Source organism: Acinetobacter shaoyimingii (assembly GCF_011578045.1).
GTDB lineage: Bacteria > Pseudomonadota > Gammaproteobacteria > Pseudomonadales > Moraxellaceae > Acinetobacter > Acinetobacter shaoyimingii.
Genome location: NZ_CP049801.1, coordinates 3,335,759 through 3,347,227, shown reverse-complemented (window position 1 = coordinate 3,347,227; position 11,469 = coordinate 3,335,759). Strand labels below are relative to the sequence as shown.

The window sequence follows — 11,469 nt, the reverse complement described above, 5'->3', positions numbered from 1 at the left end:
TGTTCTTCATGAAGATGTATCTGAGGGTCTGTAGCTCAGTTGGTTAGAGCACACGCTTGATAAGCGTGGGGTCACAAGTTCAAGTCTTGTCAGACCCACCATTCTGACTAACGCAGTATGAAAGTACTGAGGCGAACAGAGCGTAAAGATATATCGAATCTATAGATGATAAGCTGGGGACTTAGCTTAGTTGGTAGAGCGCCTGCTTTGCACGCAGGAGGTCAGGAGTTCGACTCTCCTAGTCTCCACCAGAGTTTCGAAATAACAAAGCAACGCTTTGTCGAAACGCAAGACAAGCAGCTACGCTGCGCGTAGTGTTTGATCATATAAGTACTGCTTTGCGCAGGCTTTAATCGAACGAAGTCGTAGATTATAGAATTTAATAAGAAGTTAGCGTAATATGCGCGTCTTGTTAACTTCTGTGATTTATCACAGTTGACCACGATCTGACGAAGACGTGGTGAATCATTAACAGAATATATTTGAGTTGAAATAATTTGTTCAAACTCATACAAAAGCGGAAACGAAGTAACGCAAGTTATGGAGTTGAAGTGATTGAATGAGAACTAGCGAAATTAACTGAATCAAGCGTTTTGGTATATGAATCTAATTGAAGCTGTATAGTGCTTAAGTGCACAGACGCCAACTGTATGATTGACTAAGAAATTGGTTGATCTGTTGCTTATCCTGCTTGTAGGGATGAACGACTGTTTGGGGTTGTATAGTCAAGTAATTAAGTGCATGTGGTGGATGCCTTGGCAGTCAGAGGCGATGAAAGACGTAATAGCCTGCGATAAGCTTCGGGGAGGCGGCAAATATCCTGTGATCCGAAGATTTCTGAATGGGGAAACCCACCGATCATAAGGTCGGTATCGTATGATGAATACATAGTCATACGAGGCGAACGAGGGGAAGTGAAACATCTCAGTACCCTTAGGAAAAGAAATCAATTGAGATTCCCTCAGTAGCGGCGAGCGAAAGGGGAAAAGCCCATTAAGTCATATCAGCTTTAGTGGAACGCTCTGGGAAGTGCGACCATAGTAGGTGATAGTCCTGTACACGAAAGGGCTGATATGATGATGTCGAGTAGGGCGAGGCACGTGAAACCTTGTCTGAATATGGGGGGACCATCCTCCAAGGCTAAATACTCCTGACTGACCGATAGTGAACCAGTACCGTGAGGGAAAGGCGAAAAGAACCCCTGTGAGGGGAGTGAAATAGATCCTGAAACCGCATGCATACAAGCAGTGGGAGCCGACTTGTTCGGTGACTGCGTACCTTTTGTATAATGGGTCAGCGACTTACATTCAGTAGCAAGGTTAACCGCATAGGGGAGCCGTAGAGAAATCGAGTCTTAATAGGGCGTTTAGTTGCTGGGTGTAGACCCGAAACCAGGCGATCTATCCATGAGCAGGTTGAAGGTTGGGTAACACTAACTGGAGGACCGAACCCACTGTCGTTGAAAAGCCAGGGGATGACTTGTGGATAGGGGTGAAAGGCTAATCAAGCCTGGTGATAGCTGGTTCTCCCCGAAAGCTATTTAGGTAGCGCCTCGGACGAATACCATTGGGGGTAGAGCACTGTTTCGGCTAGGGGGTCATCCCGACTTACCAAACCGATGCAAACTCCGAATACCAATGAGTACTATCCGGGAGACAGACTGCGGGTGCTAACGTCCGTAGTCAAGAGGAAAACAATCCAGACCGCCAGCTAAGGCCCCAAAATCATAGTTAAGTGGGAAACGATGTGGGAAGGCATAGACAGCTAGGAGGTTGGCTTAGAAGCAGCCACCCTTTAAAGAAAGCGTAATAGCTCACTAGTCGAGTCGGCCTGCGCGGAAGATGTAACGGGGCTAAAACTATGTGCCGAAGCTGCGGATTTGCAATTTATTGCAAGTGGTAGGGGAGCGTTCTGTAAGCCGATGAAGGTGGATTGAGAAGTCTGCTGGAGGTATCAGAAGTGCGAATGCTGACGTGAGTAACGACAAAACGAGTGAAAAACTCGTTCGCTGAAAGACCAAGGGTTCCAGTCCAACGTTAATCGGGGCTGGGTGAGTCGACCCCTAAGGCGAGGCCGAAAGGCGTAGTCGATGGGAAATTGGTTAATATTCCAATACTTCTGTGTAATGCGATGAGAGGACGGAGAAGGTTAAGTCAGCCTGGCGATGGTTGTCCAGGTGAAAGGTTGTAGGCATGTATCTTAGGCAAATCCGGGGTACTCTATGCTGAGAACTGATAGCAAGCTAATTTATTAGCGAAGTGGCTGATACCATACTTCCAGGAAAAGTCTCTAAGCTTCAGTTACACAGGAATCGTACCCGAAACCGACACAGGTGGTCAGGTCGAGTAGACCAAAGCGCTTGAGAGAACTCTGCTGAAGGAACTAGGCAAAATGGTACCGTAACTTCGGGAGAAGGTACGCTGTCGACGGTGATTCCCCTTGCGGGATGAGCTATTGACAGCCACAGAAACCAGGCCCCTGCAACTGTTTATTAAAAACATAGCACTCTGCAAACACGAAAGTGGACGTATAGGGTGTGATGCCTGCCCGGTGCTGGAAGGTTAATTGATGGGGTTAGCGTAAGCGAAGCTCTTGATCGAAGCCCCAGTAAACGGCGGCCGTAACTATAACGGTCCTAAGGTAGCGAAATTCCTTGTCGGGTAAGTTCCGACCTGCACGAATGGCATAATGATGGGGGCGCTGTCTCCAGCAGAGACTCAGTGAAATCGAATTCGCCGTGAAGATGCGGTGTACCCGCGGCTAGACGGAAAGACCCCGTGAACCTTTACTGCAGCTTGACATTGAACTTTGATCTTACTTGTGTAGGATAGGTGGGAGGCTTTGAAGTCGCGACGCTAGTTGCGATGGAGCCAATCTTGAAATACCACCCTGGTAATATTGAGGTTCTAACTCTGCTCCATAATCTGGAGCGAGGACCATGTCTGGTGGGTAGTTTGACTGGGGCGGTCTCCTCCTAAAGAGTAACGGAGGAGTACGAAGGTGCGCTCAGCGTGGTCGGAAATCACGCGTAGAGTATAAAGGCAAAAGCGCGCTTAACTGCGAGACCCACAAGTCGAGCAGGTACGAAAGTAGGTCTTAGTGATCCGGTGGTTCTGTATGGAAGGGCCATCGCTCAACGGATAAAAGGTACTCTGGGGATAACAGGCTGATACCGCCCAAGAGTTCATATCGACGGCGGTGTTTGGCACCTCGATGTCGGCTCATCTCATCCTGGGGCTGAAGCAGGTCCCAAGGGTATGGCTGTTCGCCATTTAAAGAGGTACGCGAGCTGGGTTTAGAACGTCGTGAGACAGTTCGGTCCCTATCTACCGTGGGCGTTGGAAATTTGAGAGGATCTGCTCCTAGTACGAGAGGACCAGAGTGGACGAACCTCTGGTGTACCGGTTGTGACGCCAGTCGCATCGCCGGGTAGCTATGTTCGGAAGGGATAACCGCTGAAAGCATCTAAGCGGGAAGCCTACCTCAAGATAAGATTTCCCAAGGACTATATGTCCTCTAAAGAGCCGTTGAAGACTACAACGTTGATAGGTTGGATGTGGAAGCATAGTGATATGTGAAGCTGACCAATACTAATTACTCGTGAGGCTTGACTATACAACACCCAAACAGTTGTTGTATAAAGCTCGATTGATTCGAAATCAAACGATCAAACTTGATTTAGTTAAATAAACCGCTAAACTGAACGAATTAAAGAAACTCAAGTATTTCTGTTAATAACTTCTTTGACCAAGCAAAGGCAATGAGAAACATCGTTTCGCAAGAGAGATGATTTCGATATAAGACCCAAGCAAAGTCACAACAGTTGTGCTGGCGACAATAGCAAGAGTGAACCACCTGATCCCTTCCCGAACTCAGAAGTGAAACCTCTTCGCGCTGATGGTAGTGTGGCGTTTGCCATGTGAGAGTAAGTCATCGCCAGCTCATTATTCGAAATCCCCCTGACCATAAGGACAGGGGGATTTTTTTATGCGTGGGGTTTATGTGCGGGCAAAGTTATCGCTGAAAGTTTATTGTATATGTGCAAATAAAGAATGAAGCTTTCAGCCTACGTCATATCTGTTTGCATTAAAACTGAATAACTATCTCTGACTTATCTTTGATATTTCATATAACAAAAACACTTCAGCCGATTCAATATTACGATGCATCTCAATAGGCGTATAATTCTTTCGTGAAAGGAGTTATCTATGTCTGAATCTACGCCCTCATCTAGTTACATTAGCTCTGGTACCACACAGTTTTATGCCATTTTGCTATGTCTATTCTTAGCTGGATTTTCAATATTTTCTTCTGTGTATTGTGTTCAGCCGATGATGCCAATTTTTGCAGATTTTTTTCACATCACACCCACACATAGCAGTTTTCCTTTATCTTTCTCGACCATATCTCTCGCAGTTGGATTGTTATTTGCGGGTCTGATTTCAGACCGATTTGGGCGTAAGTCAGTGATGGTCTTTTCATTATTTTCGACATCGATACTTCTGCTCATGAGTTCACAGCTTCCAATCTGGGAGATCTTTTTAGTCACCCGCATTTTGATTGGTTTTGCTGTGAGTGGTGTCGCATCGGTAGCGATGACTTATATTGGGGAGGAGATTGCGCGTGAAGATATTGGTCTGGCGATGGGTTTATATATCTCTGGGACTGCTATTGGAGGAATGGGAGGACGATTAATTGCAGGTGTATTGATTGATTTTATCCCTTGGCAAATGGCAATGTTTATTATTGGACTGCTAAATTTAGCGATAGCCGTTATTTTCTATCTCGCTTTACCAGCATCAAAACATTTCACCGCTTTTCCCATTCGATTCTCACGTTTCAAAGCATCATTTGTTAAAAATTTCCAAGATTCAACCTTAAGACTTTTATTTGCTGAAGGTTTTATTTTAATGGGAAGTTTTGTCAGTGTATTCAATTACATCAGCTATCATTTACTTGAAAAACCATTTCAGATTTCTCAAACTTTAATTGGACTGTTGTCTATTGTCTATTTATCAGGGATTTATAGTTCACCTCGCGCGGCTGCATGGAGTCAAAAATATAGTCGTGGAAAAGTTTTGGTGGCGATGCTCATGACGATGATTTTAGGATTATGGATCATGCTGATCCCGATACTGCCTTTTATTTTGCTTGGATTGCTCATTTTCACTTTTTCTTTTTTTGCAGCACATTCAACGTCGAGCAGTTGGGTTTCTATTCAATCTTTGCAGTATCGTGCCGTAGGTTCTGCGCTGTATTTATTTTTTTATTACCTAGGTTCAAGTGTACTCGGAAGTAGTAATGGCTTAGTTTGGGAAAAATATGGATGGCTCGGCTTAAGCCTCACCATCACATGTGTGTTAATGATGGGTGTTATGGTTGCAGTTCAATTACAGAGAAAAATTGAAGCTGAAAAGCTTAATTCAAATTCTTCTGAATAAACTGAATGCTGCTTTGTCTTAACTGCTCGAGTGCCTCGGCTTCAGTTGGATAATGACTTCCCTTGGGCAACATGACGACTTGAGTCGGTACTTTCAGTTGTTCAAGCACTGGTTCGCTTAAATCCAGAGGTGTCCAACGATCTTCAGCGGGTTGTGTGAGGAGTACAGGTGCTTGTTTATATGCTGATATTTCCATTTTTGGCTGATAGTTCATATAACTATTTAAGAAACGAATGCTCATTGAATTCCCTGCAGATGTTTTATCTTTCAACATCACGTTTAGAGCATCAGGGTTGTTGGTGAGCGTATTCATTTTAGAAACCCAAGACATGGGAATTGCAATATTGCCAAACACTGTTTTAGAGGTCACTTTCATTCCTGGTAAAAGCACAGGTTTTAGACTGCTAAATCGCATGGTCTGAGACTTGACCAATGGATCACGTTGATCTAAGAAAGTCATACCAATAATGCCTTTTACATTTTGATTTTGCATTGCCACATGCAACGTGAGCATACCGCCTGCGGATAGTCCATATAAAAATATAGGGCGAGCATCTTTTTGCGCTTCAGCATCAACAAAGTCACTGACCAGTTGTACCCAGTCTTCGTAACGGATGTCTTTTTTATTTGGATATTGGGTTAAGCCATAGCCCGGTAAATCAAGTGCAATGGTTTCATAACCAGCTGCAGCCAAGGGTTGTCCTAAGATGAGACTCATTTGCCGACCATTGGTTCCAACACCATGCAATAAAATGACTTTGGCTGTAGAATTTGGGCGAGGGTAGTAATCCAGATGTACCTGATTATTTTTCCATGACCAAAAGGCTTCTTGAGGTTGATTGTTCTCATGAATACGATAATGTTCAGGCAAAAACTGTTGTAAATCTTTCCATGCTTGTTGTTCGTTATAACTCTTTTCTTTTGGCGGATGACCATAAGCAAATGATTGGACAATAAGCAATATGGTGACTAAAAAACCTCTTTTCATGATCATAAAGTTCCATTTGTTTTTGGATTAAACATAAATGGCTTCTTATATTTACAACATATCTGCAATCATATAAGCGGAGTTTTTAAAGTCAATTGCATGATGAAAGTAGCGATTAGGAAGAGAATTGATCTGTAGTTATCTTATAAAAGACCTTGATATGTGCATGTATTTTCATCAAAAGGGTGCTTGTAGAAAGGATACAAATCAAAACAAAAAAATTAAGTAACTCTTTTTGATTGTTTTTTAATCAAGCAAGATGAATGTAATTCATGGTAAAATGATCGGCTTTCATCTTAGATCTCTCCCGATCGCCAACTGCCAATCGAGAATATAAACCATGTCTACAGCTTATACTGCTCAGACAGCGCCGACTGCGTTGTTTGATTACGACAAATATTGGGCGTCATGCTTTGAACCAGCGCCATTTTTGCCGATGTCACGCGAGGAAATGGATTTACTCGGTTGGGACAGTTGTGACTTTATTTTGGTCTGTGGTGATGCGTATATCGATCATCCATCTTTCTGTTCAGGCATTATTGGTCGTACTTTGGAAGCACAAGGTTTCCGTGTCGGAATCATTGCACAACCCGATTGGACTAATGTTGATGCTTTTCGCGTTTTAGGCAAGCCAAATATCGCTTGGGGTGTCACAGCGGGCAACATGGATTCCATGATCAACCGTTATACGGCTGACCGTAAGATCCGTTCGGATGATGCTTACTCTCCAGACAATCAGCCCAACAAACGTCCAGATCGTGCTGCAACCGTATATTGCCAACGTGTGCGTGAAGCTTATCCAGATGTCCCTGTATTGTTAGGTGGTATTGAAGCATCGCTACGTCGTATTGCGCATTATGACTACTGGTCAGATAAAGTTCGTCGTTCGGTCTTGATGGACTCAAAAGCTGACTTGTTGATGTACGGTAATGGTGAGCGTTCAATTACAGAGGTGATGCATCGTCTCGCACGTGGTGAGAAAATCCACGAAATTACCAATGTTCGTGGTACTGCATTTATTGTCAATAAACATAATCGTGCATCGAAAGCGAAATTTGTTGAAATTGCATCGAACGATGTGGATGCAATTGGTCGTGTAGATCCAATCATCAACCCTTATGTGATGACTGAAGATCTAGATGGCTGTGAAATTGAAAAAGATAAAGGCAATTCTTTAGCACAGTATCAAGGTTTCCAAAAAGAACCAGTTGCGAATCCAATCGTACGTGAAGGGGATAATCTAGACCCAGATACGCAAATTGTGCAGTTACAGCCAGTCTCTAAAGCGATTAAACACAAATTACCTCCACGTGAATTGGCCGTGATTCGCTTACCTGCATTTGAAGAAGTGGCGAATGATCCTGTACTTTACGCACATGCCAACCGTATTTTGCATTTGGAAACCAATCCGGGTAATGCACGTGCAATGGTACAAAAGCATGGCGAACGTGATGTGTGGTTAAACCCACCACCGATTCCATTGACCACTGAAGAAATGGATTACGTGTTTGACCTGCCTTATGCACGTCTTCCACATCCTGCTTATGGTGAAGCACGTTTCCCAGCCTTTGACATGATTAAGTTCTCTGTGAACATTATGCGTGGTTGTTTTGGTGGTTGTACTTTCTGTTCGATTACTGAACATGAAGGTCGTATTATTCAAAACCGTTCTGAAGAATCAATTTTACGTGAAGTTGAAAAGATTCGTGATACTGCACCGGGCTTTACCGGCATTATCTCAGACTTGGGTGGTCCAACAGCAAATATGTACCGTTTGCAGTGTAAAGATCCAGAGATTGAAAAGAACTGCCGTAAGCCATCTTGTGTCTATCCGGGCGTATGTCAAAACTTACATACCGACCATGCACCATTGACTCAGTTATACCGTAAAGCGCGTACTTTACCGGGCATTAAAAAGATTTTAATTGGTTCAGGTTTACGTTATGACTTGGCTGTTTTAAACCCAGAATATGTGAAAGAACTGGTTCAGCATCACGTGGGTGGTTATCTTAAAATTGCGCCTGAGCATACCGAAAAAGGTCCATTGTCGAAGATGATGAAACCAGGTATTGGGACTTATGATCGCTTCAAGCAAATGTTTGATCGTTTCAGTAAGGAAGCAGGTAAGGAACAGTATTTAATACCTTACTTCATTGCTGCACATCCGGGTACAACAGATTATGACATGATGAACCTTGCTGTTTGGTTGAAAAAGAATGGTTTCCGTGCCGATCAGGTACAGACCTTCTATCCATCACCAATGGCAACAGCAACCACAATGTACTACACCGGTAAAAACCCACTGGCGAAAGTGGCACGTTATACTGAAAATGTGGACATCGTGAAAGGTGAAAAACGTCGTCGTTTGCATAAAGCATTCTTACGTTATCATGATCCAAATAACTGGCCTTTATTACGTGAAGCGTTGAAAGAAATGGGCCGTCAGGATTTGATTGGTAATTCGAAACAACATTTGATTCCAACCTATCAGCCACAAGGCACAGAAGGTCAATATCAATCTGCACGTAAGAAAAATTCGACAGTTGATGGAGATTCGAAGAAACGTAATCAGGACTCGCGTAGTTCAGACAATCGTAATCAATCTCGACCTTCTAATACCAAAAAGCGTCCTGAACGTGGTCAAATTTTGACACAACATACAGGCTTGCCTCCACGTGAAACAGGGGATGCGAAAAAACCATTCTCTGGACCCAAATCGAAAGGTAAATCTAAGCCAAAATCTCGTGCTTAAAGAACAAAAGGATGCTTCGGCATCCTTTTTTCGAATCAATTCTATGCTGGTTATTTTGAGAATTTTCAATAAAAATTAGTGTAAAAGGAAAGTAATTTTAGAATTGTTACAATTTCATTTATCGGAAAAAAGTGTTTTTAATAAGCCATATAGATATAAACTACATCAGGATAAGTGTCATGAATTCAAAACATATAATTGATACTATTTGATCTAAAGCAACAAATTGTATAAAAATGATAAATAAGAAGGTTTGGCGTCTATTTCAAGTAATTTTATTTTCATCATTTTATGTTGGAATGAAAGCGCTTGAAGTTTAAGTAGTACTTCAGAAGATTTAAAAATTAAGCTTTGAGATGCGTTCTTATATTGGATAAATTGCAGAGTGAGGCGGGTATAGATATGTGAATGGTTAAGTTAAATTCACTTCATATATTGGCTATGTGTAGGAATGCATCGCATATACCTATTCTCAATTTTGACAAGCGAAGGACGTCGAATAATAACAGCTGTAAGGGTTTACGGCTTGTATAAACGAATTATAAAAAATAAGGGACTAAACAATGAACATCATTATTTTTACGAGTATCGCCATATTCGTAATCATTTTGATTGTTGCTTATAGAACAAGGATAAATAAGCCACAATCAGACAGTGCATTAAGACAGCGAGCAGTCTTCAATGCCCATGAACAGACGACATTCAAACGATTGAAAGAGATTATGCCTGAAGCGAATATTTTGGCGCATGTGTCTTTTGATGCCTTAATGACCACAAAATTTCCACATACTCGACGCAAATACGAAAAGATGTTTGCTGATTTTGTGGTTTTGGATAAAGAATGTCGCGTGATTGCCATCGTTGCAGTGGGAGAGCTAAATTCATTGAAAAAATGGAAAGCTGCGAATGATCAAGATACTTTACTTGAAGCTGCTGGATATAAAGTTTTTCGCTATAAAGTTGTCCCTGAATATCAAAAATTGAGAGATGATTTTGAAGTTAATACTTCAGATATACATACACTGATCAAGTTTAAGGAGAGTCAATTGGGGAAGTTTGAACAGCCTTCTTCAGATCATGGACATTTGAAGCGGGCGAGTTATTCTTTTTTTCATTAATGACATCTGGCTAAAATAAAATGGGCATTTAAATATGCCCATTTTTTTGACTCAATTTAATTTTTTATTCAATGTCATTATGGTTTGATGGCCACGACAGTGAGTTCAACCAACACACTTGGGTCATAGAGTTTCGCTTCAACGCAGGTTCTAGGCAGTGCTTCAATGTCTGAAACCCATGCATCCCACACTTCATTAAAAGCAGCATAATCTTTTTCAATGTCTTTTAAATAAATGGTCACAGACATAATATGACTTTTATCAGTTCCAGCATCTGCAAGAAATTGATCAATAATATCGAAAGTTTGTTGTGTTTGACCTTTGATATCTAGACTTGTATCTGAAGCCAATTGACCTGCCAGATGAACCAAATTTCCTGAAATTGCAATTTCTGAAAAGCGTTTGGATACGTGAAGGCGTTGTACAGCCATGTCATTTCTCTTCATTTTTTAGATGATTTGAGTTTACGTGAAGATTGTGACTGTGCAAATGTACTTGATGATGATCATTTGTAGTTTTCAATTCGAATCAGACGTTTATGTCGAAAAATAAAAAAACAACGTTGTTCAGGGCAAACAATTAAATTACCTAAATTTAAAAAATGGATATGTAAGTTTCGCAATTGGTTTAGACACAATGCCAAACAGATGGCGATGCAACAGAATTTTTGACTTGTGATGATGTATCAACTGAAACATCATGACCTAATGAATGTCGTTCCATGCGTCGCCAAATGGCTTTAATCCGAGACACAATTTCACGTGAACTAAAGGGTTTTGGACAATAATCATCTGCGCCAATTTCTAAGCCAATGATGCGATCGATTTCATCATCTCGGGCAGTTAGAAATAACAGGGGCGTGTGCTTCACTTGACGGATTTTTTGCAGACATCAAAACCATTGATGTCAGGGAGTCCGACATCTAAAATAATAAAATCAAATTCTTGTTCTAAAGCCAGTCGAATGGCTTGCGTTCCCGTATTTGCCCACGTGACTTGCCAATCTTCACGTTCCAAGGCATAGTGTAAAGGCATGAGAATCGCAGCATCATCTTCAACGCATAAAATCTGTTTCTTATTATTCATCACACAGTTCTATTGATGTTATGAGCATCATTCTAAATGAAATAAAAAAAGCAAGCGAACGAAAAATCACTTGCTTATATGGCAG

At 41.8% G+C, this 11,469-nt stretch carries 5 protein-coding genes, 2 tRNA genes, 2 rRNA genes and 1 pseudogene; 7 read left to right on the top strand and 3 right to left on the bottom strand.

Annotated features, from left to right (window positions below; all coding sequences use genetic code 11):
• Positions 1-24: 24 nt before the first annotated feature.
• From G8E00_RS15230 to G8E00_RS15210, 5 genes are all read left to right on the top strand, one after another.
• Positions 25-101, top strand: a tRNA-Ile gene (locus tag G8E00_RS15230).
• A 74-nt stretch (positions 102-175) separates the two neighbouring features.
• Positions 176-251, top strand: a tRNA-Ala gene (locus tag G8E00_RS15225).
• Between the two features lie 472 nt (positions 252-723).
• Positions 724-3,615: ribosomal RNA gene (locus G8E00_RS15220) — 23S ribosomal RNA — on the top strand.
• A 212-nt stretch (positions 3,616-3,827) separates the two neighbouring features.
• A 5S ribosomal RNA gene (gene rrf, locus G8E00_RS15215) occupies positions 3,828-3,942 on the top strand.
• Positions 3,943-4,208: 266 nt separating this feature from the next.
• Positions 4,209-5,441, top strand: a complete 1,233-nt coding sequence (locus G8E00_RS15210) for an MFS transporter (protein WP_166225983.1) — start codon at positions 4,209-4,211, stop codon at positions 5,439-5,441.
• On the opposite strand, the gene G8E00_RS15205 is transcribed toward G8E00_RS15210, so the two are convergent.
• The gene (locus G8E00_RS15205) at positions 5,419-6,429 is read right to left on the bottom strand and encodes an alpha/beta hydrolase (protein WP_166225980.1); all 1,011 of its coding nucleotides are present in this window, start codon (positions 6,427-6,429) and stop codon (positions 5,419-5,421) included. The genes G8E00_RS15210 and G8E00_RS15205 overlap by 23 nt on opposite strands.
• Before the next feature lie 340 nt (positions 6,430-6,769).
• Here G8E00_RS15205 and G8E00_RS15200 point away from each other — a divergent pair, with 340 nt between their 5' ends.
• Both G8E00_RS15200 and G8E00_RS15195 read left to right on the top strand, forming a co-directional pair.
• Positions 6,770-9,181 (top strand): YgiQ family radical SAM protein, encoded by a 2,412-nt coding sequence (locus G8E00_RS15200; RefSeq protein WP_166225977.1) that lies wholly within the window; start codon positions 6,770-6,772, stop codon positions 9,179-9,181.
• Positions 9,182-9,744: 563 nt separating this feature from the next.
• The gene (locus G8E00_RS15195) at positions 9,745-10,299 is read left to right on the top strand and encodes a DUF2726 domain-containing protein (RefSeq protein WP_166225974.1); all 555 of its coding nucleotides are present in this window, start codon (positions 9,745-9,747) and stop codon (positions 10,297-10,299) included.
• Positions 10,300-10,376: 77 nt separating this feature from the next.
• On the opposite strand, the gene G8E00_RS15190 is transcribed toward G8E00_RS15195, so the two are convergent.
• Complete coding sequence (locus G8E00_RS15190; RefSeq protein WP_166012616.1) at positions 10,377-10,730, bottom strand: RidA family protein; 354 nt, start codon at positions 10,728-10,730, stop codon at positions 10,377-10,379.
• 282 nt (positions 10,731-11,012) lie between these two features.
• A pseudogene (locus tag G8E00_RS15185) lies at positions 11,013-11,384 on the bottom strand (response regulator); the annotation flags it as partial.
• Positions 11,385-11,469 lie beyond the last annotated feature (85 nt).